The sequence below is a fragment of the Dactylosporangium aurantiacum genome (assembly GCF_000716715.1).
Taxonomy (GTDB): Bacteria; Actinomycetota; Actinomycetes; order Mycobacteriales; family Micromonosporaceae; genus Dactylosporangium; species Dactylosporangium aurantiacum.
Genome location: NZ_JNYJ01000020.1, coordinates 205,691 through 228,001, shown reverse-complemented (window position 1 = coordinate 228,001; position 22,311 = coordinate 205,691). Strand labels below are relative to the sequence as shown.

Genomic DNA, 22,311 nt, shown 5'->3' with positions numbered 1-22,311 from the left:
CCTGGAAAGTCCTGGTGCTCTCGCCTTCGTTGCTTCCCGCGGTCACGAGATCTTCGGCTGGTGCTGGGGTTATCAGCTGATTCGTCCCGACGGCTTCTCAATGCTCTACCTCCATCAACTGGAGGTGGTCGAGAGCCACCGTCGGCAGGGCATCGGCCGGGCACTTCTGGGTGCTTTCATGCGCGCCGGCGCGCAAGCCGGTGCAACCAGGATGTTCTTGACGACGGGTGAGACGAACGCTCCCGCCCGGGCACTGTACGCGTCGACGGGCGGCGGCCTGGCCGCACAGGGGCCCACGGTGAACTACTGGTTCCGGTTGAGTCCGTAGGGAGAGAGGCGGCCGGGCGGTTCTGACCGCTGGGGGTCGCGTCACGGCTGTCGTTGACACAGACATGCTGGCAGCACCTCAAAGCGTTGGACGAGGACAGGCGCATGTCGAAGCTCAGGACCGAGACCTCACGGTCCAGACCGATGGAAAGCGAGTCACCATCGTCGGCGCGTTGGCGAGGATCGCCATGGCGGTGAGCCGCTTCGGCACGTGGATGACCGGGTCGATGCCGTCGATCACGTGAGCGCGTCCAGGCATCGGCGGCGCGCCGTGGATGGTCGGTGTACGGCGCGGCCTCGGGCGCGCGATCGCCGGATGATGAAATGCAGCGATGACCGAGGTGCGGCTGCTCACGTTCAACGCGCTCATCCGGGACGACGTGCCCGCGCGGTTGCGGGCGCTCGGGCCGGTGCTGGAGCGGTCCGGGTACGACATCGTGTGCCTGCAGGAGGTGCTGCACCGCGGCAGCGCGCGGCTGCTGCGCCGGGTCACCCCCGGCTACCCGCACCGGGCGGGCACCGGGGCGGTGCTGCTCGCCGGGGGGCTGCTGCAGCTGTCGCGGTGGCCGGTGCGGCGGCACCGGTTCGCGCGGTTCCCGATGGCCGGCCCGGCCCGCACCGAGCTGCTCATGCGCAAGGGCGCGCAGCTGGCCGTGGTCGAGACGCCGGCCGGGCCGCTCGCGGTGGTCAACACCCACCTGTCGGCGAACCGGGACGACGACTGGTCGGAGGGCAACCGGTACACCGGCGTCATCCGCGGCGAGCTGGAGCACCTGGCTCGGCTGGTGACCGGATTCGAGCCGGCGCTGCCCGCGGTCGTGGTCGGCGACTTCAACGTGCCGCGGGACTCGCCGCTGTTCACGCGGTTCGCCGCGGCGGCCGGGCTGCGCGACGTCCTGGCCGGTGACACGTCCACCACGTTCCGGCCGACGCCGCGGTGGCCGGCGCCGCCGGCGCTGGACCAGGTGCTGGTCCGCCCGGCCCCGGACCGGCCCTTCCAGGCCCGGGCCCGCACGGTGCTGCGCGACGCGGTCCGGGTCGCCGACGGCCGGGAGCTGTTCCTGTCCGATCACTACGGCATCGAGGCGGAGCTGTCGTTCGAGGGATAGCGCCCTCAGCGGCGGCGGCGGCGGTGCTCGCGTGGCGCGACCGGCAGGCCGGTCACCGCGGACAGCCAGGCGGCGAGGGGCTCCGCGCGGGTGCCGGTGTCGGTCTCGTGGAAGATCTCGCTGTGGTGGCCGGGCGGCACGACCGCGTCCAGGTGGACCGTCGGCACGTCGTCGGTCTCGTCGTCGCGCAGTCGCAGCGCCACCGCCGGCCGCGGCGGCCGGCGGAAGGTGCCGGTGGAGACCCAGACCCGGCCGCCGGCCAGGCCGGTCGGCGTGACCAGCCACCCGTCCTGGGTCGCCGCCATGACGGCCGTGCCGGCGGCCCCGCTCACCGACGCGAACACCAGGAAGCACAGGATCGGCCCGCCGCCGCCGCGCGTGTAGGCGAAGATCGTGAACGCCCACAGCAGGAGCACCCCGCCGACCGCGGCGCCAATGGCGACGCGCCGCCAGTACGGCTTCATCCGCAGCAGCAGCGCGGGCCCGCCCGTCGCGGGGTCGGCACACGGCACCGCATGCCACCCGGGCGGCAGCTTCGGTGGGGGCACGGCGGGCCACGACACAGCCGTCATTGTGGGCGGCCCGCACAAGCGGTCAGCCGGAGATCAGCGGCGGCAGGGCGAACAGCATCACCGTCGACCAGGTCACGTGCGTCAGGACGGGGGCGAGGACACCGCCGGAGGCGCGGCGCTGCAGGCCCAGGACGGTGCCGAGCAGCACGGCGGCGAAGACGAGCATCGGGTTGCCGGTGGCGACGGTGACGATGGCGTAGACGGCGGTGGAGATGGCGACCGGCAGGGTGCGGCCGACCGCGGCGAACAGGGCGCCGCGGAAGAAGAGCTCCTCGGCCGCGCCGTTGGCGAGGGTGACGACGGTGATCAGGGCGATGGAGCCGTACCTGGCATGGTCGAGCACGTCGTCGGTGTACGCGCGCAGCGGCGGGATCTCCCGCACGACCAGGGCACCGGCGACGAACACGGCACCGGCGAGCAGGCCGGTCACGACCGGGGTGGCGACCGGCCGGCGCAACGTGTCGCGGAACAGGATGTGCCCCAGGTGCAGCGGCCCGGACAGCAGCGCCCCGGCGACCCAGGTCGCGGCGACGGCGAGGGTCATCGGGTAGAACAGCGCGTCGCCGGGCCGGATCGACAGCGACACCCCGAGCAGCACCGCCCCGACGACGAGGGTCACCGCGGCCACCACCCGGCGGCGCCGGAACGCCGCGTCGGTCTGGGTGTGGTCGCGCGGTACGCGGTCGATGAAGACCCGCCCGACCAGCCGCCTCATGCGGCGCGGTCCTGCAGCGCCAGCCGGACCGCCTCCTCGTAGCCGATCGTCGGGCCGGGCACGACGGCCTCGATGCCGCGGTCGTGCACGACGACCTCGGTGCTGAGCGAGTCGACGAGGTTGCGCGCGGTGGTGAGGTCGACGTCGGTGACGAACGCCAGCCAGGCGGAGGACAGTCGCGGGGTCAGCAGTGGCACGGTCACGTTGGGCAGCGTCTCACCCCGCACCGAGGCCGCCCGCTGCAGCATGTCGATGTAGCGCAGCACCTCCGGCCCGCCGATCTCGAAGACCCTGCCGCGGGCCTCGGCCGGTTCGAGGACCCCGATCAGGTACCGGATCACGTCCGGCAGCGCGATCGGCTGGGTGCGGGTCTTCACCCACCGCGGCGTGAGCAGCGCCGGCAGCCGCTCGACGAGCTGCCGGGTGATCTCCCAGCTGATCCCGCCGGCGCCGACCACGACCGCCGCGCGCAGCGCCGTGACCGGCACCGGCCCCTCGCGCAGGATCCGTTCGACGGTGCGCCGGGAGCGCAGGTGGGCGGACAGCTCCGTGCCGTCGTCGCCGAGCCCGCCGAGGTAGACGACGCGTTCCAGGTCCGCGTCGGCGGCGGCCGCGGCGAACGTGCGGGCCGCGGCGGCGTCCTTGGCCTCGAAGTCGTCGGAGTCCAGGGAGTGCACCAGGTAGTACGCCGCGTCCGCGCCGTCGAGGGCCCCGGCGACGCTGTCCGGGTCGAACACGTCACCCCGCACGGGTGCGCCGCCGCCGTCGTAGCGCTCGGGGTGGCGGGTCATCGCCCGCACGTCGTAGCCGAGGTCCACCAGCGCCCGGGCGAGGTGCGACCCGATGAACCCCGACGCCCCGGTCACCACCACTGTCTTCGTCACCTCCACCTGGTACCCCGCGGCCGCGGACAGACCGCAAATCGACGCAGGGGGCTACCCTCGACGGCATGTTGCTCGCGAAGCGGACCAGTGTCTGGCGCGCGCGGTACGAGGTGAGCCAGGACGGTCACCGGGTGGCGCGGTGGGACGGCTCGCTGTGGCGCGGTGGCGGCGACCTCGAGGTGGCGGGGCAGACCTTCCACGTGCGCGGCAACGCGTGGGGCAGCCGCTTCTCGATGCTCGACAAGGCCGGTGGCGTGGTGGCCGCCGCGGACCGGGTCGGCCGCAAGCGGTGGACGGTGACCGCCGGCGGCACCACGTACGAGTTCCAGCGCGCCTCGGTGTGGAGCCAGGCGCAGGACCTGTACGCCGGCGGCCGGCAGGTCGGCTCGGTCCGCAAGGTCAGTTTCTGGGGCAGCGATGTCGCCGTCGACCTCCCCGGCGTGCCGCTGCCCGTGCAGATCTTCGTCCTCGGCGTCATCGTGACCATGTGGCAGGCCCAGGCGGCCGCGGCCGGCGGTGGTGGCGGCGGCTGAGCGGGCGTCAGGAGAAGTGGGTCACCGGGCGGTCCAGGAGTCGGCCGTCCAGGTGCACGTCGACCTTTTCGTTGTAGAAGCTCACCAGGCCCGCGATCGGCAGCAGCGCCGCGGTCGGGAAGTCGTAGGCCCAGGCCAGGTCCTGGTGGACGCTCCCGCCGGCGAGCACCGACCAGTAGTCGCTGGTGCGTCCCTTGTACGGGCACGCCGTGCGGGTCGGTGACGGCTGCAGGCGGGTGAAGTCGACGTCGGTCCGGTTGAGGTAGTACCGCGTCGGCAGGCCGGTCTCGAAGACCAGCACCGGCGACGACGACTCGGCGAGGGTGACCCCGTCGAGGGAGATCCGCACGGCTCGGGTGGAGCGCAGCGCGTCGACCCGGCTGTACGGGTTGCGGGGATGGACGAACACCTGCTCGTCCTCCTCGAACCAGGCGTCCAGGGCGTCCCACTCCAGCCGGGCGAGGCCTTCGAGCGGGCCGTCGGCGTAGACGCGGCCGGCCGCGGGGCGGTCCTGGTCGCCGGCGCGCAGCCCGATGCGGCGGGCGCTGCCGCGCTTGAGCCGCTGGACGTGGTGCTCGTCGACGATGGCGGCCGGGTCGAGGTCGGTGGCCGGGACGTAGTACTGCGGGTAGTGGGGCACCTCCCACACGTACACGGCGCGGGTGGTGTCCAGGACGGTCCGGCCGGCGAGCACGGCGCGCACCCGGCGCGGCACCGGCTCGGTGTGGTCGACCGGCACGATCATCTTCGGGTAGTCGGCTGTCACACCTGTCTGCCTACCACCACCCGGCCGATCCGGTCGCGCATCGGCCGATCTTCGAGGGCCGCGATCGCCTCCTCGACGAGGCGGCTCAGCGGGTAGCGCAGCTCGGCGTCGAGCGCTTCGGCGGCGCTCGTCGTGGCGGCCATCTCGGCCTCGATGACCGGCAGCAGCCCGCGGGCGCGGTCGGTGAGGTGCACGATGCGCTGCCGGGCGTCCGCCCCGGTCTCCAGGCGGACCAGGTCCTGGCGGGCCATCTCCGCGACGGTCTGGCTGGCCGCGGAGTGGGTGACCCCGATCGCCGCGGCCAGGTCGCGGATGGTGGCCGGGCCGCCCTGGACGAGGGTGCGCACGACCGGGGCGAACCTGGGCCGCACCTCGGGCAGGCCGAGGTCGGCGTAGACCCCGGCGACGTCGCCGTCGAGCAGTTCCAGGAGGTGCCGCAGCCGGCTGCCGAGGAATGTCACAGCACTAATATAACAGCGCTGTTGTATCGTGCTGGACATGTACCCGTTCATCGACCCGTACGACGAAGGCATGCTCGACGTCGGCGACGGCAACCTCGTGCACTGGGACGTCGCCGGCAACCCCACCGGCCTGCCGGCGCTCGTCGTGCACGGCGGGCCGGGCTCGGGCTGCGGCCCGCACACCCGGCGCTACTTCGACCCGGACCGCTACCGGATCGTGCAGTTCGACCAGCGCAACTGCGGCCGCAGCACCCCGCACGCCTCCACCCTCGCCGCGGACCTGCGGCACAACACCACCGGGCACCTCATCGCCGACATGGAGCTGCTGCGCGAGCACCTGGGCATCGAGCGGTGGCTGCTGTTCGGCGGGTCGTGGGGCTCGACGCTGATCCTCGCGTACGCCGAACGCCACCCGCAGCGGGTCTCCGGCATCGTCATCGACGGCGTCACCTCCACCCGCCGGCGCGAGATCGAGTGGCTGTACGAGGGCGTCGGCCGGTTCTTCCCCGCGCAGTGGGCGGCGTTCCGCGACTTCGCCGCGCCCGGCGGCGGCGACGTGGTCGCGGCGTACGCACGCCTGATGGACTCGCCGGACCCGGCCGTGCGCGCCGCGGCCGCCGAGGCCTGGTGCGCCTGGGAGGACGCCGTCGTCTCCCTCGAACCGAACGGCGTGCCCGACGTGTACAGCGGCCGCCCCGACGACGCGAAGCTCGCCATGGTCCGTATCTGCACCCACTACTTCGCGCACGCGGGCTGGCTGGAGGAGGGCGTCCTGCTGCGCGAGGCGGACCGGCTCGCCGGGATCCGGGGCGTCCTGCTGCACGGCCGGTTCGACATCAGCAGCCCGCTGGAGACGGCATGGCTGCTCGCGCAGCGCTGGCCGGACGCCACCCTCACCGTCGTGGAGGACTCGGGCCACACGGGCAGCGGCACCATGCGGACGCTGATCCGCGAGGCGCTCGACTCGTTCGTCCGGTGACGATGCCGCCGCCCGTGCGGCGCGGTTGGTGCCGGTGCTCGCGGCGCTTGGCGACGGCGCTCGCGGCGCTTGGGTGCCGGTGCTCGCGGCGCTTGGGTGCCGGTGCTCGCGGCGCGTTTGGCGGCGGCGCTCAGGCGGCGCGTTTGGCGACGGCCTCCCGCCAGATGAGGCCGACGATGCTGGGGCGCACCTCGGTCGTGATGACGGCCATCGCCTGCCGGACGAAGCCGGTGCCGGCCAACTGCCCGACCATGCTCGCCGCGAGGTCCGCCCGGGCGGTGAACAGTCCGTCCGCGACGTCGCGGGCCACGGTGAACCGGGTGACCGCCGGATGGTCGAACAGGCCGGACGGGCGCACCAGGGTCCAGTCCAGGTCGCTGTCGCGGACGAGGGCCTCCATGCGGCGCATGTCGTCGTGCACGGTGCGGCCCATCCGCCGGTTGAACAGCGGATCCATGACCGTGTTGAAGAACCGCTCACCGGTGGGCCGCCACGCCGGGTCCATGACGCTGGAGCTGACCGCGAGCAGCCGCTTCACGCCGTGCCGGTGCATGGCCTCGACGATGGTGGCGGCGCCGCGGGAGTACAGGGTGACCGGCCGCCGGGTCAGCGGCGTGCCGAGCGTGGACAGCACCGCGTCGGCGCCGGCCACGGCCCGCCGCACGGTGTCCGGGTCCAGGACGTCCCCGGCGACGACGGCCAGCCCCGGCCGGGGACGCAGGGCGCCGGGGCGGCGGCTGACGGCGGTGACGTCGTGCCCGGCGGCGAGGGCCTGCTCGACGATGAGGCGCCCGGTCGGACCGGTGGCGCCGAAGATGACGGTTCGCATGCGTTGACCGTGCCGCGGGCCCGGGGCAGTATTCAACTGTGCTGAATAAAACCCGTGGCCGTCCCCGGGGCCGCCCGGACACCAAGGCGCGCATCGCGGCCGCCGCCCGCGAGCTGTTCCTGCGGCACGGGTATCGCGGCACGACCGTCCGCGCGGTGGCCGCCGCGGCCGGCGTGGACCAGGCGCTCATCAGCTACCACTTCGGCTCCAAGCAGGGCCTGTTCGGCCAGGCGCTGGACCTGCTGTGCGTGGAGCCGGCGGCGCTCGACGCGGCGCTGCGCGGCGACCGGGCCGGCCTCGCCGACCGGCTGCTGCTCGCCGTCACGACGCTGTGGGACGCCGCCGACCCCGCCGAGCACCGCGTCGCCGGCCAGGACGACGCCACGATGCGCGTGCTGCGCGACTACCTCGACTGTGACCTACGCGTCCGCATCGCTGAATTTCTCGGCGGCGCCGACGCCACCGACCGCGCCACCGCCGCCGTCGGGGTCCTGGGCGGTCTCATCTTCACCCGGTACCTGCACCCGGTCCGCTCGATCGCGGCGCTGCCCGCAGCGCAGGTGCGCCGGGTGTTCGGCCCGGCGCTGCACGCCGCGCTCTTCCCGCCACCCGCCACGCCAGGCGCCGCCGGGCGCCCCGCGACGCCGCGCCGGGTCGCCACCGCTTGAGGATGCTGAGCGGCCGGCGGTGGCGTCGGGTGGCTGCCGTCGCGGCGCCGGTCAGTCGTGCCTTGGTGCCGGCGTGCGTGCGCGGGCGGCGATGAACGCGAGGATCCGCCGCCACGCGTCGTCCTGCGCGTCGGCGAACCCGTCGAGCTGCCCGTCGAAGAAGCCGTGCGGCGCGCCCGGGTAGACGACGATCTCGTGCGGCACCCCGTGGCCGGTCAGCGCGGCCCCGAACGCGTCCACCTCGGCGGGGCCGATGCCCTCGTCGCCGCCGCCGAACAGGGCCAGGACCGGGGCGACGAGGTCGGCGGCGCGCTGGGTCGGGCCGGGACGGCCGAGGAGGAGGCCGGGCATGCCGTACAGGCCGATCACCCCGGCGAGCCCGAACCGCTCCGCGGCGGTGAGGAACGCGAACCGCCCGCCGAGGCAGAAGCCCAGCGACACCACCGCGTCCGCCCCGGCGGTGCGCAGGTGCGCGGTCGCGGCGGTGAGGTCGGCGAACAGGTCCGCCTCGCGCAGCCGCATGAGGTGGGGCATCAGGGTCGCCATGTCGCCCCAGCCGTCGCCGCGGGCGGCCGGGTCGGCCCCGGCGGACCGGCCGAAGTAGTCGACGGCCAGCGCGGCGTGCCCGTGCTCGGCGAGGCGGGTGGCGAGCTGCTCGTAGAACCCGGACAGCCCGCGGTTGTCCGGCAGCACCAGCACCCCGGACCCAGCCGGCACACCGGGCCGCGCCAGGAACCCGGCGAAGCGGGTGCCGTCGGCGGACTCGAGGACGACCGGCCCGGCCTCGACGCCCGCGTCGGGCCCGGCGAGCAGCGGCGGACGGGCATCAGCCTCGTAACACACGAAAATCTCCCATCGATCGGCGAACCTTCCGCGCCGAACGATAGGAGACATCCACGCACATCATATCAAATTGGTCGATCCAGATCCAGTACCGACGGGTCCGGGCCGGGTCGGCCGTCCGGTCAGTCCTGCGGCGGCCCGTCCAGCAGCGGCCAGACCTCGACCACACCCTGCGCGACCGCGCACGGGGTCCGCGCCACCAGCTCGATCGCCTCCTCCAGCGTCGCCGCCTCGATGATGCCGAAGCCGGCGACGGGCAGCGCGGCGGACATGAACGACCCTTCGACCACCCGCACCCCGGCCGCGTCGTGATTGCGCACCTGCACCGGGGAGCCCGCGATCCCGGCCTGCGCGCCGGCCTCGAGCATGCGCGCGTCGTGCGCGTGGGCCTCGTCGCGGACCGCGGGGTCGGTGCGCTCGTACCCCGACTGGTCGCCGTATCCAATGGTCACGAACCGTGCCATGGCCGCCTCCTCACGTCCCGTCGATCGTATGCGCGGTCCGGTCACGCCGCAGGTCGTGCGCGCGAAAACCGGTTTTCGGCGGCGGCGCGACGGTCGTATCGTCGAGGGGTACGCGGAACGACAACGACACGGCAGGAGCGCGCGATGAGGATCAGGACGGCCACGGCCATCGATCCCGTCAGCGATCGGCCGCGGTGGCGAGGATAGACCGACGTCTCCTCGACGCCGTCCGCCCCGCACGGAGGCGGGCGGTTTTTTTGTACCCCTTGGTGGCGTAGCTCAGCCTGGTGAGAGCGCGGCCCTGTCACGGCCGAGGTCGCCGGTTCGAATCCGGTCGTCATCGCAACACCACGGGAGGTCCACCTCCCGGCGCCCCGTCGAGGCCGAAGTGGTAGAGGCACCTCGCTGATAACGAGGAGACAGCGCGTTCGACTCGCGCCGACGGGACCGTGCCCCGCGCACCGGCTTCGCCGGTGCCCCCCAGTGGGGCAGCTCCGCTCTACCCACACCCCGCAAGACCGGCTCGGTGTTGGGCGGGAAGCGAAGGTGCCTCCGTCGTGGGGCGGTGCCGGCGACAGCCCCACGGCGGTGCGACGGGTCGGCGGTGGCGGGCGGCGAAATCGCGGAAGCGGGACACCGCGGTCGAACCGCGGCCTCGATGTCGGGCTCGGCGTGCCGGTCGGGTCGGGGAAGCGAGGTGCTTGCGGCGCGGCGGTCTCCTGCGCGCTTGCGTGGCCCATGTGCGCGGGTCCGAGCAGGCAGACGACAGCCCCGCGGCGTGACGGACCCGGTCAGCGGTGGCGGGCGGCGAAGTCGCGGAAGCGGGACACCGCGTCGCCGGTGACGGCGGTGCCGTGGCCGAACACGGCGACCTGGAAGTCGAGCTCCGCGAGGCGGACGGCGCTGCGCAGCGCGAGGGCCGGGTCGGCGCTCACGGCACGAGGCGCGGCCCGTACGCGGCCGAACACCGCGCTCGCCGCGTCGCCGGCGAAGAGCACGCCGCCGGCCCGGTCGAGCAGGAACGACACGTGGCCCGGGGTGTGGCCGGGGGTGTGGACGGCGGTGATCCCCGGCACGCCGGTCGGGCCGTCGCCGTCCAGGGGGTGGTCGACCGGCGACGGGGCGGCCTTCAGGAACGGTGCCGACAGGCGCATCACCCAGTGGTGGACGGGTTGTGGCAGCTCGCCGGTGATGACGGCGACGTCGGCGCGGTGCGCGACGACCCGGGCGCCGGTGCGCTGCCGCAGGTCGGCGAGTGAGCCGATGTGGTCGGGGTGCTGGTGCGTCGTCAGGATCGTGTGCAGGTCGTCCAGGTCGTGCCCGGTCCGGCGGATCGCGAGGGCCAGCTTGCCGGCCCGGCGGGGCAGGCCGGTGTCGACGAGGACGAGCCCGTCGTCGACCTCGATGAGGTGGGCGTGGACGTAGCCGGACCTGAGCTCCCACACACCGTCGACGATCCGCCGCACCCCTGGCCTCCTCACGCCGGCATCCAGCTTGCGGGCCGGTGCGGTGGGGAGGCCAGGGGTTGTGGGCGATTCATCCTTCCGCGGCCCCGGGGACCGCGCCGGGCGGTCAGCCCAGGTAGTGCTGCCACGGGCCGGTGATGGCCAGCGTGATGCCGGGGACCTGGATGTTGACGAACAGGACCTTGCCGTCCGGGGAGAACGTCGGGCCGGTGAACTCGGAGTAGACCGGGGCGCCGTTGGAGGTGCCGGTGCTGAGCATGTTGCGGGCGATGGCGTACGTCGGGCCGCCCGGCACCGAGCTGAGCACGTGCGAGGCGCGCACGCCGTCCTCGGCGAGCACCAGGGTGCCCCACGGGGTGACGGTGACGTTGTCGGGGCCGTCGAAGGTCAGGTCGGCGTACTTCGGCGCCGGGCCCTCGCCCTCGGCGGCGGGGTTGTGCGGGAAGTACGAGACGAGCGTGATGGTCTGGTCGGCGTAGTTGAAGAACCAGACCATGCCGTCGTGCTTGGTGGCGTCGGCCGGCAGGTCGTTGGCGCCGAAGGCGAAGCTGTTGACGATGTAGCAGCCCTTGCGGGTGCTCCACACGCCCTCGAACTTCTTGCCGCGGGTGACGGTGCCGTCGGCGAACTGGGTGCGGACCGGCTTGGTGGTGGCGTCGCGGTCGGGGACCTCGACCCAGGTGACCTTGAAGGGCCGGCCGAGCTGGGCGGAGGTCAGGTACGCCACGTCGGGCAGGATGCTGCCGTCGTCGAGGCGGATCTGCATCGCCTCGAGCTTGCCGGCGGTGTCGCTGAGCGTGTTGGCGATGCCCAGGCCGAGCCGCTTGCCGTCGGTCGAGCTCCACCGGTAGAAGAGCCCGTTCGGGCTGCTGGCGTCCTCGGACAGGTACACGTGGCGCAGGTCGGGGTCGATGGCGAGGGCCTCGTGGTCGTACCGGCCGAACGCCTTGATCGGCTTGGGCAGCTGCTTGCCGGACTCGGCCTGCAGGACCTCGAAGACGTAGCCGTGGTGCTTCTCGTAGGTGCCGGTCCGGCCGCCCGCGGACCAGGTGGCGCCGGCGTTGATGGTGGTCTCCTCGCAGGTGAGCCAGGTGCCCCACGGCGTCACGCCGCCGGCGCAGTTGCGCACGGTGCCGGAGATGCCGACCCACTCGCCGGTGCGCCGGCCCAGGCCGTCGGTGGTGATGACGGTGCAGCCGCCCGCGTTGGGGGCGCCCGGGTCGTACACGGTGCCGGCGATGTGCGGCACGCCGTAGACGGACTGGTGCGGGGTCAGCTCGTGGTTCTGGATGAGGGTCAGCTTGTTGTGGCCGTCGGCGACGACACCGGTGCCGTCGTGGTAGGCCGGCGTCGGGCCCTGACCGCCCGACATCTGCGTGCTGCCCTCGCGGGTGACGATCGTGTACGAGAAGCCCTCGGGCAGGGCGAGGATGCCGTTCGGGTCGTCCTTCAACGGCGGGAACGGGCGGCCGCCGGACGACGGGCCACCGCCGGGGCGGTTCCCCTCGTGGGCGGCGGCGGGGTCGGCGAGGGTCGGCAGGACCCCGGCGACGGTGAGGCCGACGCCGGCGGCGGCCCCACCACTGAGAATCTGACGGCGAGAAACAGACACGCTGGCACGCTCCAAAGCGACTGCTGGACGGTTCGTCCAGGAGCCTTGGACACGTGTGCGACGCGCGGCGAAACGCGAGGTGAACCTCAGGCGTCGGTCAGTCCCACCAGAAGTGCCAGGCAGGCGTATCGACCAGGCTCTTCGCGTAGTCCTCGAGCCGGCGGTCGCCGGTCACGTTGTCGGGGCAGAACGCGAAGTGCTCCGCGGCGATCGCCGCGGCCTCGTCGGGGGTGGCCGGCGGCGCGCCGACGCTGAGGAACAGCTCGGCGAAGCCGAGGCCGACGACCCTGGCCCCGAAGCGGTCCTCCCAGCTGCGCAGGACGGCGGAGATGTGGGCGGTGTCGCCGGTGTGGTTGGCCGGGCCGTCCCAGCCGGCGACGGTGGGGGCGTCGGCGCCGCGCCCGGCGGCGACCAGGCCGAGCCGCCACGGGCGCCGCGAGGCGAGCAGCGCCGCCGCCTCCCGGTCGGCGGCCGCGTCGGCGTCGGCGGCGGTGCCGCCCCGCCCGGGCGCCAGGCCCGGCCAGGCGCCGTGCCCGGCGGCGTGGTGCGCCCACCACGCGGCGAGCAGCCCGTCGGGGTCGTGCCCGGCGGGGTCGGACATCTCGCCGGGGAGGAGCTCACCCTCGACCCACGGGCGCGACGCGTCGTGGCCGAGGGGCGTCAGCAGCAGCGGCCACAGCCCGGTGGCGGCGTGCGCGGCCCGCAGCTCCTGCCACAGCCCGGGCGGGGGTGCCGTCTTGCTCAGCCAGAGCACCGCGGGCTCGTCGTCGTCGAGGTCGGGCCGGATGTGCTTGCCGGCGGGCAGCGGCACCGTGAGGGCCTTGACCCGGGCGGGCAGCGTCAGAGGCTTGGCGGACACCGTCCCGACCGTAGTCGATCGGCGAAGCTAAATACATCCGGTGACCGGTGCGCCTGCGTCAGCGCGCCCCCCTGGCCGCCATGAGCAGCTCGACCAGGTCCAGGGCCGCCTCGACGGACCAGACGCAGCTGAACGCGGCGAGCGCCGCCGGCAGCAGCCGCAGCACGCCGGTGGCGGGCCACGGGCGCGGGGTCAGCAGCAGCGACACCCGGCGCGGCACGGTCCCGCGCGGGGTCGCCACGTGCAGCATCGACCAGCGCGTCCCGGCGGCGGTCGCGCCGGTCCCGGCGGTCGCCAGGGCCGCCACGCCGATCGCGTGCGCGACCGTGCGGCGGCTGCCGACCTCCTCGGCGGCCCGCTCGTCGGCGGCCCGCTCGATGAGGTAGTCGACGTGCCGGGCGACCCACCACAGCGCCGGGTGGGCGGCGGCGGCCATCCCGGCGAGGCGGGCGAGGCGGTGGTGCCGGCCGGCCAGGTGCGCCCGCTCGTGCGCGAGCAGCGCGTCGAACTGCCGGTCGGTGAGCAGCTCGCGCATGCCGGTGGTGACCACGACGTACCCGGGACGGCCGGGCACCGCGAACGCCCGCGCCGTCTCGTCGGGCAGCACGACCAGCGGCTCGGCGGGCGCGGCGCGGCCGAGCTTCAGCACGTCGTGGTGGTGGCGCCAGCGGCGGGTGACGGACACGGCGACGGCGGCGGACAGGGCGACGCTGAGCCAGGGCACCCACGGCTCGGCGGCGGTGTCGGCCGTGACGACCCGGGCCGACCACCCGAACGCGTGCCCGACCGCCGGCACCTGGGCGGCCGCCTTCATCGCGAACAGCAGCAGGTTGACGGTGCTGGCGGCGGCGACCACGGCCGCGGACCAGGCGACCGCGAGGGCGGCGGTGGCGGGCGGGAGCCGGTCGGCGAGCAGCCGCACGACCAGGACGACCAGCGGCGGCACCACGACCACCGACCATACGAAATGATCGAACATGGGACTCCGTCCAGACCGGCCGACCTGCGCCCGACTGTAGCGATCCCGCGGCGGCGTCGTGGGGGCGCAGGGTCGATAGAGTCGTGCCGGTGAACGCAGCACCGTCCGCGGGCGACCGGCGGCGCCGGCCCGGGCAGCTCGAGGCGCAGGTGGTCACCGTCCTCGGCGCGGCACCCGGCCCGCTGACTCCGGGTGAGGTCCGCGACCTGCTGGACCCGACCGGCGCGCTGTCCTACAGCGCCGTGGTCACCACCCTGACGCGGCTGCACGAGAAGGGCGCCGTCACCCGGCACCGCGACGGCCGGGCGTTTCGCTACGGGGCGCTGCGCGACGCGGCCGGGCTGGTCGCGGAGCGGATGAGCCGGCTGCTGGCCGAGGAGCCCGACCGCGCCTCCGTGCTGCGCCGCTTCGTCGGCACCCTGGACGACCGCGACGGGGAGATCCTGCGCGCGCTGCTGCGGGAGCACCCGGAGGTTTAGCCTCTGCTAACTTCTACGTCGTGTAGAAGTACGGCGGGAGGTGCCTGGCGATGGTGCTGGACGACGTCCTGCTGGCCCTGCTGGGCGGCCGCGACAGCAGCGCGTGGGAGCTCAGGCAGCGCCACGACGAGATCTTCGGCAGCGCCCGCCGGATGGACATCGTCCGGGTGATGGCGGCCGTCACGCGGCTGGAGCGCTCCGGCTTCCTGCGTGTCGACGCGGCCGTGCCCGCCCGGATGGCCAGCGGCAACCGGCGCACCTGCTCGCTCACCGCGGCCGGGCGCCAGCGCCAGCGGGCCTGGTTGTGCGACCTGACCCCCGAGGTCAGCATCGAGGACGTGTACGTGCGGGGCATGCTCGCCGTGGAGGCCGCCGACGAGGCCACGTTCGACACGTTCGTGCGCAACGGTCTCGCGGTGACCCGTGCGCGGATGCTGGCGCTCGGTGACGACGCGGCCGGCGCGGCGGCCGTGACCCGCGCCAAGGCCGCCTTCGAACGCGAGACCGTCCGGGCCCTCGCCATGTGGCTGCACCAGCTGCCGGACCACCGCTACCCCCGGTCCGCCGCCGGTTGACGGGCGCCGCCCGGGTAACGTCCAACGGGTCGGGCTTCCAGCGGACCAAGGGACGGAGCGGCCCATGGCTCGCCATCACGGCCGGATCGGCCCGCTGCCCACATGGGCCGTCGCGGTCGGGGCGGTGCTGCTGCTCGCCGCCGGCGCGGCGCTGTGGTTCGTCGCGGCCGGCCGCGGCTCGCCCGGCGCCGTCCCGCGCCCGCCGGGCACCGGTGCCGCGCCGGGCTCCCCGGCCGGCGGGTCGCCGTCGCCGAGCGCCGACTGCGCCGCGACGCTGGTGGCGAAGCTGACGCCGGAGCAGCGGGTCGGCCAGCTGGTGATGATCGGCACGCCGATCGGCACGCCGCTCAACGCGGTGCAGCCGATCCAGCGGTACCAGCTGGGCGGCATCTTCCTGGCCGGGCGCAGCACCGCGTCGGCGGCGACGCTGCGGCAGGCGATCGGGCAGCTGCAGGCGGCCGCGAAGCCCGCCGGGCTCGGCCTGCAGATCGGCATCGACCAGGAGGGCGGCCAGGTCCAGACGCTGAAGGGCGCCGACTTCCCGGCGATCCCGTCGGCGGTCAACCAGGGCAAGCTGGACGACGCGACGCTGCGCAGCCGCACGGCGGAGTGGGCCGGGCGGCTCAAGGCCATCGGTGTCACCATCGATCTGGCCCCGGTCGCCGATGTGGTACCGGCGAACGTCGGCAAGGCCAACCCGCCGATCGGCGGCTTCGACCGGCAGTACGGCTCGACCCCCGAGCCGGTCGCCGCCGACGTCGCGACGGTCGTGGCGGCGATCCAGGGCGCCGGGGTCCTCACGACACTCAAGCACTTCCCGGGGCTGGGCCGGGTCCGGGTCAACACCGACACCTCCACCGGTGCCCGCGACGACGTCACCACCGCCGACGACCCGGCGCTGCAGCCGTTCACCACCGGCATCCGGGCCGGCTCGGCGGCGGTCATGATCTCCTCGGCGACGTACCCGAAGCTGGACCCGGCGAACGTGGCGGCGTTCTCCGCGCCGATCGTCACCGGGCTGCTGCGCGAGCAGCTCGGCTTCGACGGGCTCGTGCTGTCCGACGACCTCGGCGCCGCCGTCGCGGTCAGCGGCGTGCCGCTGGGCCAGCGCGCGGTGCGGTTCGTCAAGGCCGGCGGCGACGTGGCGCTGTCGGTGCGGCTGTCCGACGCCGGCCCGTGGACCGAGGCGCTGCTCGCCGCGGCGAAGAGCGACCCGGCGTTCGCCGCCCGGGTGCAGGAGTCGGCGACCCGGGTGGTGCGCGCCAAGGTCCGTGCCGGCCTGGCTCGCTGCGACGGATGACATGCCGGCCACCTTCCCCTCGCACGCCGCCGCCGTCCTGCCGCTGAAGCTCTGGCGGCCGGCCTGGTTCGACGGTGTCGCGCTGGTCATCGGCTCCGCGGCGCCCGACCTGCCGTACGCCCTCGGCCGCAGCGAAGGGCCGCCGTACACCTACGGCCACACCTGGTGGGGCGTGCTCGCCTCGGTGCCGGTCACGGTGGCGGCGACGCGCCTGGTGCGTCGGGCGGCCCCGGAGGTCGCCGCGCACCTGCCGGGGCTCGGCCCGTTCGCCGTCGGTGACTACGGCACGCTCGGCGGCGTGCGGCACCCGTGGTGGGTCACGGCCGGCTCCGCGCTGGTGGGCGCGGCCAGCCACGTCGCGTGGGACCACGTCACGCACGGCTCGGTGTGCGGCACCGCCGTCGGCATCGCCCGGCTCGACCGTGAGGTGCTGCCGGGGGTACCGGCGTGGATGCCGCTGCACCTGGCCTCCAGCGCGGCCGGCGCGGCGGGGTGGCTGGCGCTGTCCGCCCGCCTGGGCCGGCGCCGGCGGCTCGTGGCCTGGCACGGGCCGGCCCCGGCGGTGCGGCGCCGGCCCGCGGTGTTCTGGGGCGCGGCCGCGGCCGCCGCGACGGCCGGTGCGGCGGTGGCCGGGCTGGCGCCGGTCCGCCGGGCGCGGATCGTGCCGTTCCTGCCCCCGCTGCCCCGGCCGTCGGTGCTGTCCGGCCAGCTGCTGGGCATCGCCGCGACGGCGCTGATCGCCGCCGCCGCGGCGCACCGGGCGGTGACCGGCCGCGGTGCCGGTTCCGTCAGGCGGGCCGGCGGCGGGCCACGTACACGACGTTGACGGCGTAGCGGTCGGTGCCGGGCAGCACGCTCGCCGCCGAGTCGACGCCACGGGCGATACGGTCCAGGCCGCGCCGTTCGTACCAACCCTGGGTGAGCATCGAGAAGCCGCGCCGTTCGATGATCTCGAAGCCGTGCCGGCGCAGCAGCCGCTCGACGTCGTCGTGCGACAGCTCGGCGAACCAGCGCTGCCCGCGCAGCCGGCGGGCCCGCAGGTGCCGCAGCGAGCGGGCGTTGCCGTGGTTCTCGATGACGAGCAGGCCGGCGCCGGCGTCCGGCAGTGCGAGGGCGGCGAAGGCGAGGGCCCGGTCGCGGACCGCGTCGTCGACGTTGAGCAGCAGCCGGAACATGGTGACCAGCGCCGGCCCGTCCGCCGGTGCGGGCCGGGGCACGGGGCCGTCCGCCGCGACCGCGTGCAGCTGCGCCCGCGTGCCGACCTCGGCCGCCTTGGCCAGCATGTCGGTGGAGGTGTCGTACCCGTGCGCCTGCCGCACCAGGCCGTGCAGGCTGCGGATGGCCCGGCCGGTGCCGCAGGCGAAGTCGTGCTGGACGGGCCGCTGCGCCGGGAACGCGCGGCGGACCAGTGCCCGCAGGTAGGCGCGTTGCCGCTCGTTGATCCGTGACGCGTAGCTGCCAGGTGCGTAGGTGACGTGCTCGTACTTGTCGACCGCGCCGGTGTCCTGGAACACCTGCGCGTAGTTCGTGCCCAAAGCTGATCCCCGTTCGGTCGGTACCGCTACCTCTGCAACTGCTCTGTGACGATGCGGATACGGGCGGTAATCAGCCTTGCGTGAGTGTTGCCGCCGGATCCGGCGCGGCAGGGGTGGATATCGTGAGCCGGTGAGGAAGCCACGGCGGGCGTGGGGGTCGCTGGAGGGCGACACGATGGCGGTGCTGTGGGCGGCGGACGGGCCGTTGACGCCGGCGCAGGTGCGGGCGGCGCTCGCCGGCCGCCGCGACGGCGCCGGCCTGGCCTACAACACGGTGCTGACGACCCTCACCAGGATGCACGGCAAGGGCCTGCTGCTGCGCCGGCCGCCGCGGCGCCCACGAGCAGGCCGGTCTGGTTGGCGCTGCCGTGCAGGCCGGCGGCGCGCTCCAGCGGCACCTCGCCCAGGCCCGCGGCGCCGGGCACCAGGACCTGACCCGCGCAGTCGGCCGTGCCGCGGACCGCGCCGACGGCGGCCACCAGGCCGGCGAGCGCACCCAGCGGGAGCAGGCCGATGACGTCGAGGGCGGCGACGGCGCACAGCACGACCGCTGCCGCGGCGTTGCCCAGGACGTACGTCCGCCGGGCGCCGGCCCGGTCGACCAGCGGTCCACCGAGCGCCTGCATCGCGACGTACGGTGCCAGCTCGGCGAAGGCGATCAGGCCCGTGCGGGTGGCGCTGCCGGTCGAGGTGAGCACCAGCCAGGGGATTGCCAGGGCCGACATCGACGTGCCCAGCACCGAGACGAGCTGAGCGACCAGCAGCCCGGTCAACGGCCGTCGTGACGCCGGCTCCATCGCGGCCTCCCCCATGCGCGGCACCCTTGCCGTCCACCACAGGTGGAGCGGCTGTGATTTGTAAGTACGCTGAGGGTATATACGCGGCGTATACTCTCAGCGTATGGTGGTCGCATGAGCGTTCCCCTCACGCTGCTGGGGCTCCTGGAACGGGAGCCGAGCCACGGATATGACCTCAAGCGGGACTACGACACGTTCTTCGGCCGCGGCAAGCCGCTGTCGTTCGGGCAGGTCTACGCCACGCTCAGCCGCCTGGCCCGGGACGGCAAGGTGGTGATCGGCGACGTCGAGCCCGGTGAGGGGCCCGACCGCAAGCGGTACGTCATCACCAGCGCCGGCGCGACCGAGGTCGACTCGTGGCTCACCGAGCCGGTCGAGCCCGAGCCGCACCTGCAGACAGTCCTGTTCGCCAAGGTCGTGCTGTCGCTGATGCTGGGTCGCTCCGCCGAGGACTACCTCGACCTGCAGCGCAGCGCGCACCTGCGCCGCATGCAGGAGCTCACCGACATCAAGCGCGCCGGCAACCTGGTCGACGCGATGCTCGCCGACCACGGCCTGTTCCACCTCGAGGCCGACCTGCACTGGATCGAGACGACCGTGGCCCGGCTCGACGCGCTGACCAGGGAGGTGCGGCGATGACCGCGATCATCGAGGCCCGCGACGCGCACCTGGCGTTCGGGCAGACACCGGCGCTGCGCGGCGCCACCCTCGCCGTCGGCGACGGCGAGATCGTCGCCGTGATGGGGCCCAGCGGCTCCGGCAAGTCCACCCTCCTGCACTGCCTCGCCGGCATCCTGGTGCCGGACCGGGGCGAGATCCTGTTCGACGGCGCCCGTGTCGACCGGCTCGACGAGACCCGCCGCAGCACCCTGCGCCGGGACCGGTTCGGGTTCGTGTTCCAGTTCGGCCAGCTGGTGCCGGAGCTGACCGCGGAGGACAACGTGGCCCTGCCGCTGCTGCTCGGCGGCGCCCGCCGCGCCGACGCGGTCCGGCGGGCCCGTTCCTGGTTCGCCAGGCTCGGCCTGGACGGGCTGGAGCAGCGCCGCTCCGGCGAGCTGTCCGGCGGCCAGGCGCAACGCGTCGCGCTCGCCCGGGCGCTGGTCGCCGAGCCCCGGGTCCTGTTCGCCGACGAGCCCACCGGCGCGCTCGACTCGCTCACCGGCGAGCAGGTCATGGACCTCATGGTCGACGCCGCCCGCGCCAACGGCACCACCGTCGTCATCGTCACCCACGAGGCCAGGGTCGCCGCGTACGCGGACCGCCAGGTCATCGTCCGCGACGGGCGCGTGCACGCCCTCGCCGGCGCCCGGGGCGCGTCGTGATCCGCTTCGGGCTGCGGCTCACCCTCGCCGGCGGGCGGGAGGCCGCCGTCCGGCTCGCCGTCATGGCCGGCGCCGTCGCGCTCGGCGTGTGGCTGCTGCTGAGCACGCTCGCCGGCGTCAACGCGGTCGACGCGCAGTTCGCCAGGTTCGCCGCGCTGAGCCCGCAGCCGGGCGCCGCCGCCGATGCGCCACTGTGGTGGGCCGAGCGCGGCGACTACTTCGACGGCCGGTCCATCACCCGCATCGACGTCGCCGTGACCGGCACCGGCGCGCCCGTACCGAAGGGCCTGCCGCGCCTGCCCGGACCGGGGGAGTACTACGCCTCCCCGGCCCTCGCCCGGCTGATCGCGGCGACCCCGGCCGACCAGCTCGGCGCCCGGTTCCCCGGCCGGCAGGCGGGCCTCATCGGCGCCCCGGCGCTGCCGTCGCCGGACAGCCTCACCGCCGTCGCCGGCGGGACCCCGGACGTCGTGTCGCAGCTGTACCACGCCCGCCGCGTCACCGCCTTCCCCACCGAACCGCCCGGCATCCCCACCGCCGCCGTCGACCTGATCCTGTCCGTGGTCGCCGGCGGCCTGCTCTTCCCCGTGCTCATCTTCATCGGCACCGCGACCCGGCTCACCGCCGCCCGCCGCGAGCAGCGCTTCGCCGCGATGCGCCTCATCGGCGGCACGCCCCGGCAGATCTCCGTCGTGGCCGCCGTCGAGGCGACCGTCGCCGCGCTGCTCGGCACCGCCGCGGGGTTCGCGCTGTACTTCGCCTTCCGCGTCCAGCTGGCCCGGATCCCGTTCACCGGCATGCCGTTCCACCCCGACGACGTGACCCTCGGCCCGCTCGTCGCCGCCGCGGTCGCCGTGGGCGTGCCGGTCGGCGCGGCGCTCGCCGCCCGCGTGGCGCTGCGCCGGGTCCGCATCTCCCCGCTCGGCGTGGTGCGGCGGGTCACGCCGAAGCCGCCGCGCTGGTTCCGGCTGATCCCGCTGCTGCTCGGCGTCGCGGAGCTGGCGTTCTTCATCGGCCGGGTGCCGGAGGACTCCACGGCGCAGGTCGCGGTGTTCCTGCCCGGGCTGCTGCTCATCATGGTCGGACTGGTGCTCGCCGGACCGTGGCTGACGATGGCCGGCGCGCGCCTGCTCGCCCGCCGGGCGCAGCGGCCCGCCACCCTCATCGCCGCCCGCCGCCTCGCCGACAACCCGGCCGCGGCGTTCCGCGCGATCAGCGGCGTGGTGGTCGGCCTGTTCGTCACCACCGTCTCCGTCGGCATCATCCAGACCCTCGCCGCGGAGCGCGGCACGCACGTCGACGACCTCGCCGCCTCGACGATGGTCGCCCGCTTCGAGCGCGACCCCGACACCGTCCCCGCGCCCGTCGTCGCGGCACTGGCCGCCGGCCCCGGCGTCCGCTCCGTGACGGTGGTCCGGGACAACCCCGTGTACGACACCGACTACGCCGGCGTCGCGTCCTGCGCCGACCTCGCGCGGGCGCCGCAGTTCGGCCGCTGCGCCGACGGGGCCGAGGTCGCCCTGGTGTGGGAGGACTTCATGGGGTACCGCGCCGCGCACGGGCCCGGCGTCGTCTGGCCCGCGGCCGCCCTGACCGCGGCGCAGCTGGCCGCGCGGCCGGTCATCTCCGTCGTGGTCGGCACCGACGGGTCCACCGCCACGCTGGAGCGCGCCCGCACCGCGCTGCAGCTGGCGTTCCCCGACCTGCGGATCATGCCGGCCACCGACTGGGACCGGGCGAACGACCAGAACTCGCAGCTGGCCGGCTTCGAGCAGCTCGCCGCCGTGGTCATCCTCGCCAGCCTGCCGATCGCCGGGTGCAGCCTCGCGGTCAGCGTCATCGCCGGTCTCACCGACCGCAAACGGCCCTTCAGCCTGCTGCGGCTGACCGGGGTGCCCCTCGGCGTGCTGCGGCGGGTGATCGCCCTGGAGAGCGCCGTGCCGCTGCTGGGCGCGGCGGCGCTGGCGATCGGGGCGGGGCTGCTCGGCGCGCAGCTGTTCCTCACCGCGCAGATGGGCTACCACCTGCGGCCGCCGGGCCTCACGTACGGCGCGATCGTCACCGGCGGGCTGCTGCTGTCCCTGGGCATCATCGCCGCGACGTTCCCGCTGCTGCGGCGCATCACCGGGCCGGAGACCGCCCGCAGCGAGTGACACCCTCCGCCGCCGGGGCGGGCGATCGGCGCCCGCTTCGGCGGTGCCCGTCCCGGTGGGTGCCCCGTTTCGGTGGGTGCCCGT

At 74.7% G+C, this 22,311-nt stretch carries 27 protein-coding genes, 2 tRNA genes and 1 pseudogene; 15 read left to right on the top strand and 15 right to left on the bottom strand.

What is annotated here, in order from left to right; translation table 11 throughout:
- Positions 1-328 (top strand): GNAT family N-acetyltransferase (locus tag OP18_RS22830; RefSeq protein WP_033361050.1); only part of this gene is annotated, 328 nt, incomplete at its 5' end.
- Between the two features lie 114 nt (positions 329-442).
- On the opposite strand, the gene OP18_RS57450 is transcribed toward OP18_RS22830, so the two are convergent.
- Entirely contained in the window at positions 443-682 is a 240-nt protein-coding gene (locus OP18_RS57450) for a hypothetical protein (RefSeq protein ID WP_156089702.1), read from the bottom strand.
- Between OP18_RS57450 and OP18_RS22825 the strand changes: the two genes are divergently transcribed.
- Positions 660-1,436 carry an endonuclease/exonuclease/phosphatase family protein gene (locus OP18_RS22825; RefSeq protein ID WP_052387152.1) on the top strand — a complete coding sequence of 259 codons (777 nt, stop codon included), beginning with the start codon at positions 660-662 and terminating at the stop codon, positions 1,434-1,436. The two genes, OP18_RS57450 and OP18_RS22825, sit on opposite strands and share 23 nt — an antisense overlap.
- A gap of 5 nt (positions 1,437-1,441) precedes the next feature.
- Here OP18_RS22825 and OP18_RS22820 read toward each other — a convergent pair whose 3' ends face one another.
- The 3 genes from OP18_RS22820 to OP18_RS22810 are packed head-to-tail and all read right to left on the bottom strand — an operon-like array spanning position 1,442 to position 3,607.
- The gene (locus OP18_RS22820; protein ID WP_033360979.1) at positions 1,442-1,999 is read right to left on the bottom strand and encodes a hypothetical protein; all 558 of its coding nucleotides are present in this window, start codon (positions 1,997-1,999) and stop codon (positions 1,442-1,444) included.
- Positions 2,000-2,030: 31 nt separating this feature from the next.
- On the bottom strand, positions 2,031-2,723 hold the full coding sequence (locus OP18_RS22815; protein ID WP_033360978.1) for a CPBP family intramembrane glutamic endopeptidase: 693 nt from the start codon (positions 2,721-2,723) through the stop codon (positions 2,031-2,033).
- Positions 2,720-3,607 carry an NAD(P)H-binding protein gene (locus OP18_RS22810; protein ID WP_081971018.1) on the bottom strand — a complete coding sequence of 296 codons (888 nt, stop codon included), beginning with the start codon at positions 3,605-3,607 and terminating at the stop codon, positions 2,720-2,722. The genes OP18_RS22815 and OP18_RS22810 overlap by 4 nt, the downstream gene beginning before the upstream one ends.
- 65 nt (positions 3,608-3,672) lie before the next feature.
- Between OP18_RS22810 and OP18_RS22805 the strand changes: the two genes are divergently transcribed.
- The gene (locus tag OP18_RS22805) at positions 3,673-4,140 is read left to right on the top strand and encodes a hypothetical protein (RefSeq protein WP_033360977.1); all 468 of its coding nucleotides are present in this window, start codon (positions 3,673-3,675) and stop codon (positions 4,138-4,140) included.
- A 7-nt stretch (positions 4,141-4,147) separates the two neighbouring features.
- Here the strand turns inward: OP18_RS22805 and OP18_RS22800 are convergent, their stop codons facing one another.
- Positions 4,148-4,906, bottom strand: coding sequence for a DUF427 domain-containing protein (locus OP18_RS22800; protein ID WP_245635498.1), 759 nt, complete (start codon positions 4,904-4,906; stop codon positions 4,148-4,150).
- Positions 4,903-5,367 carry a MarR family winged helix-turn-helix transcriptional regulator gene (locus OP18_RS22795; protein WP_033360976.1) on the bottom strand — a complete coding sequence of 155 codons (465 nt, stop codon included), beginning with the start codon at positions 5,365-5,367 and terminating at the stop codon, positions 4,903-4,905. The genes OP18_RS22800 and OP18_RS22795 overlap by 4 nt, the downstream gene beginning before the upstream one ends.
- A 37-nt stretch (positions 5,368-5,404) precedes the next feature.
- On the opposite strand from OP18_RS22795, the gene pip reads away from it, so the two are divergent.
- Positions 5,405-6,346, top strand: a complete 942-nt coding sequence (pip, locus tag OP18_RS22790; RefSeq protein WP_033361046.1) for a prolyl aminopeptidase — start codon at positions 5,405-5,407, stop codon at positions 6,344-6,346.
- 130 nt (positions 6,347-6,476) lie between these two features.
- Here the strand turns inward: pip and OP18_RS22785 are convergent, their stop codons facing one another.
- Entirely contained in the window at positions 6,477-7,175 is a 699-nt protein-coding gene (locus tag OP18_RS22785) for an NAD(P)-dependent oxidoreductase (RefSeq protein WP_033360975.1), read from the bottom strand.
- 38 nt (positions 7,176-7,213) lie between these two features.
- Here OP18_RS22785 and OP18_RS22780 point away from each other — a divergent pair, with 38 nt between their 5' ends.
- Complete coding sequence (locus OP18_RS22780; protein WP_033360974.1) at positions 7,214-7,843, top strand: TetR family transcriptional regulator; 630 nt, start codon at positions 7,214-7,216, stop codon at positions 7,841-7,843.
- Between the two features lie 51 nt (positions 7,844-7,894).
- Here OP18_RS22780 and OP18_RS22775 read toward each other — a convergent pair whose 3' ends face one another.
- On the bottom strand, positions 7,895-8,686 hold the full coding sequence (locus OP18_RS22775; RefSeq protein WP_033360973.1) for a dienelactone hydrolase family protein: 792 nt from the start codon (positions 8,684-8,686) through the stop codon (positions 7,895-7,897).
- A 122-nt stretch (positions 8,687-8,808) separates the two neighbouring features.
- Positions 8,809-9,150 (bottom strand): YciI family protein, encoded by a 342-nt coding sequence (locus OP18_RS22770; protein ID WP_033360972.1) that lies wholly within the window; start codon positions 9,148-9,150, stop codon positions 8,809-8,811.
- 268 nt (positions 9,151-9,418) lie between these two features.
- On the opposite strand from OP18_RS22770, the gene OP18_RS22765 reads away from it, so the two are divergent.
- Positions 9,419-9,493: transfer RNA gene (locus tag OP18_RS22765), tRNA-Asp, on the top strand.
- Positions 9,494-9,523: 30 nt separating this feature from the next.
- A tRNA-Ile gene (locus OP18_RS22760) sits at positions 9,524-9,597 on the top strand.
- Positions 9,598-9,941: 344 nt separating this feature from the next.
- On the opposite strand, the gene OP18_RS22755 is transcribed toward OP18_RS22760, so the two are convergent.
- From OP18_RS22755 to OP18_RS22740, 4 genes are all read right to left on the bottom strand, one after another.
- On the bottom strand, positions 9,942-10,616 hold the full coding sequence (locus tag OP18_RS22755) for an MBL fold metallo-hydrolase (protein ID WP_052387150.1): 675 nt from the start codon (positions 10,614-10,616) through the stop codon (positions 9,942-9,944).
- Positions 10,617-10,722: 106 nt separating this feature from the next.
- On the bottom strand, positions 10,723-12,228 hold the full coding sequence (locus OP18_RS22750; protein WP_033361044.1) for an alkaline phosphatase PhoX: 1,506 nt from the start codon (positions 12,226-12,228) through the stop codon (positions 10,723-10,725).
- A gap of 97 nt (positions 12,229-12,325) precedes the next feature.
- Positions 12,326-13,087, bottom strand: coding sequence for a DUF4253 domain-containing protein (locus tag OP18_RS22745; protein ID WP_081971006.1), 762 nt, complete (start codon positions 13,085-13,087; stop codon positions 12,326-12,328).
- A 58-nt stretch (positions 13,088-13,145) separates the two neighbouring features.
- Positions 13,146-14,066: a M56 family metallopeptidase gene (locus tag OP18_RS22740; RefSeq protein WP_033360971.1), complete on the bottom strand. Its 921-nt coding sequence runs from the start codon at positions 14,064-14,066 to the stop codon at positions 13,146-13,148.
- A gap of 89 nt (positions 14,067-14,155) precedes the next feature.
- On the opposite strand from OP18_RS22740, the gene OP18_RS22735 reads away from it, so the two are divergent.
- From OP18_RS22735 to OP18_RS22720, 4 genes are all read left to right on the top strand, one after another.
- A complete protein-coding gene (locus OP18_RS22735) occupies positions 14,156-14,545 on the top strand; it encodes a BlaI/MecI/CopY family transcriptional regulator (protein ID WP_033361042.1) in 390 nt (129 codons plus the stop codon).
- A 50-nt stretch (positions 14,546-14,595) separates the two neighbouring features.
- Positions 14,596-15,120 carry a hypothetical protein gene (locus OP18_RS22730; RefSeq protein ID WP_033360970.1) on the top strand — a complete coding sequence of 175 codons (525 nt, stop codon included), beginning with the start codon at positions 14,596-14,598 and terminating at the stop codon, positions 15,118-15,120.
- 64 nt (positions 15,121-15,184) lie between these two features.
- Positions 15,185-16,420 carry a glycoside hydrolase family 3 N-terminal domain-containing protein gene (locus OP18_RS22725; RefSeq protein WP_081971005.1) on the top strand — a complete coding sequence of 412 codons (1,236 nt, stop codon included), beginning with the start codon at positions 15,185-15,187 and terminating at the stop codon, positions 16,418-16,420.
- A gap of 1 nt (position 16,421) precedes the next feature.
- Positions 16,422-17,246, top strand: coding sequence for a DUF4184 family protein (locus OP18_RS22720; protein WP_052387148.1), 825 nt, complete (start codon positions 16,422-16,424; stop codon positions 17,244-17,246).
- Here the strand turns inward: OP18_RS22720 and OP18_RS22715 are convergent.
- A complete protein-coding gene (locus OP18_RS22715) occupies positions 17,209-17,955 on the bottom strand; it encodes a methyltransferase domain-containing protein (protein ID WP_033360969.1) in 747 nt (248 codons plus the stop codon). The genes OP18_RS22720 and OP18_RS22715 overlap by 38 nt on opposite strands.
- A 175-nt stretch (positions 17,956-18,130) precedes the next feature.
- Here OP18_RS22715 and OP18_RS60785 point away from each other — a divergent pair.
- Positions 18,131-18,220, top strand: a pseudogene (locus tag OP18_RS60785) (hypothetical protein); the annotation flags it as partial.
- 22 nt (positions 18,221-18,242) lie between these two features.
- Here OP18_RS60785 and OP18_RS60780 read toward each other — a convergent pair.
- The gene (locus OP18_RS60780) at positions 18,243-18,767 is read right to left on the bottom strand and encodes an MFS transporter (RefSeq protein WP_052387147.1); all 525 of its coding nucleotides are present in this window, start codon (positions 18,765-18,767) and stop codon (positions 18,243-18,245) included.
- Between the two features lie 99 nt (positions 18,768-18,866).
- Between OP18_RS60780 and OP18_RS22705 the strand changes: the two genes are divergently transcribed.
- Genes OP18_RS22705 through OP18_RS22695 form a run of 3 tightly spaced genes read left to right on the top strand, consistent with a single transcriptional unit; the run spans position 18,867 to position 22,227 of the window.
- Positions 18,867-19,391, top strand: a complete 525-nt coding sequence (locus OP18_RS22705; RefSeq protein WP_033360968.1) for a PadR family transcriptional regulator — start codon at positions 18,867-18,869, stop codon at positions 19,389-19,391.
- Positions 19,388-20,074, top strand: coding sequence for an ABC transporter ATP-binding protein (locus OP18_RS22700; RefSeq protein WP_033360967.1), 687 nt, complete (start codon positions 19,388-19,390; stop codon positions 20,072-20,074). The genes OP18_RS22705 and OP18_RS22700 overlap by 4 nt, the downstream gene beginning before the upstream one ends.
- On the top strand, positions 20,071-22,227 hold the full coding sequence (locus OP18_RS22695; RefSeq protein ID WP_033360966.1) for an FtsX-like permease family protein: 2,157 nt from the start codon (positions 20,071-20,073) through the stop codon (positions 22,225-22,227). Before OP18_RS22700 ends, OP18_RS22695 begins: the two co-directional genes overlap by 4 nt.
- Positions 22,228-22,311 lie beyond the last annotated feature (84 nt).

Coding starts and splice junctions, on each gene's coding strand:
- OP18_RS22740 (WP_033360971.1), bottom strand. CDS start 14,066: ATGTTCGATCATTTCGTATGGTCGGTGGTCGTGGTGCCGCCGCTGGTC.
- OP18_RS22705 (WP_033360968.1), top strand. CDS start 18,867: ATGAGCGTTCCCCTCACGCTGCTGGGGCTCCTGGAACGGGAGCCGAGC.
- OP18_RS22700 (WP_033360967.1), top strand. CDS start 19,388: ATGACCGCGATCATCGAGGCCCGCGACGCGCACCTGGCGTTCGGGCAG.
- OP18_RS60780 (WP_052387147.1), bottom strand. CDS start 18,767: ATGGGGGAGGCCGCGATGGAGCCGGCGTCACGACGGCCGTTGACCGGG.
- OP18_RS22785 (WP_033360975.1), bottom strand. CDS start 7,175: ATGCGAACCGTCATCTTCGGCGCCACCGGTCCGACCGGGCGCCTCATC.
- OP18_RS22720 (WP_052387148.1), top strand. CDS start 16,422: ATGCCGGCCACCTTCCCCTCGCACGCCGCCGCCGTCCTGCCGCTGAAG.
- OP18_RS22725 (WP_081971005.1), top strand. CDS start 15,185: ATGGCTCGCCATCACGGCCGGATCGGCCCGCTGCCCACATGGGCCGTC.
- pip (WP_033361046.1), top strand. CDS start 5,405: ATGTACCCGTTCATCGACCCGTACGACGAAGGCATGCTCGACGTCGGC.
- OP18_RS22770 (WP_033360972.1), bottom strand. CDS start 9,150: ATGGCACGGTTCGTGACCATTGGATACGGCGACCAGTCGGGGTACGAG.
- OP18_RS22805 (WP_033360977.1), top strand. CDS start 3,673: ATGTTGCTCGCGAAGCGGACCAGTGTCTGGCGCGCGCGGTACGAGGTG.
- OP18_RS22825 (WP_052387152.1), top strand. CDS start 660: ATGACCGAGGTGCGGCTGCTCACGTTCAACGCGCTCATCCGGGACGAC.
- OP18_RS22815 (WP_033360978.1), bottom strand. CDS start 2,723: ATGAGGCGGCTGGTCGGGCGGGTCTTCATCGACCGCGTACCGCGCGAC.
- OP18_RS22730 (WP_033360970.1), top strand. CDS start 14,596: ATGGTGCTGGACGACGTCCTGCTGGCCCTGCTGGGCGGCCGCGACAGC.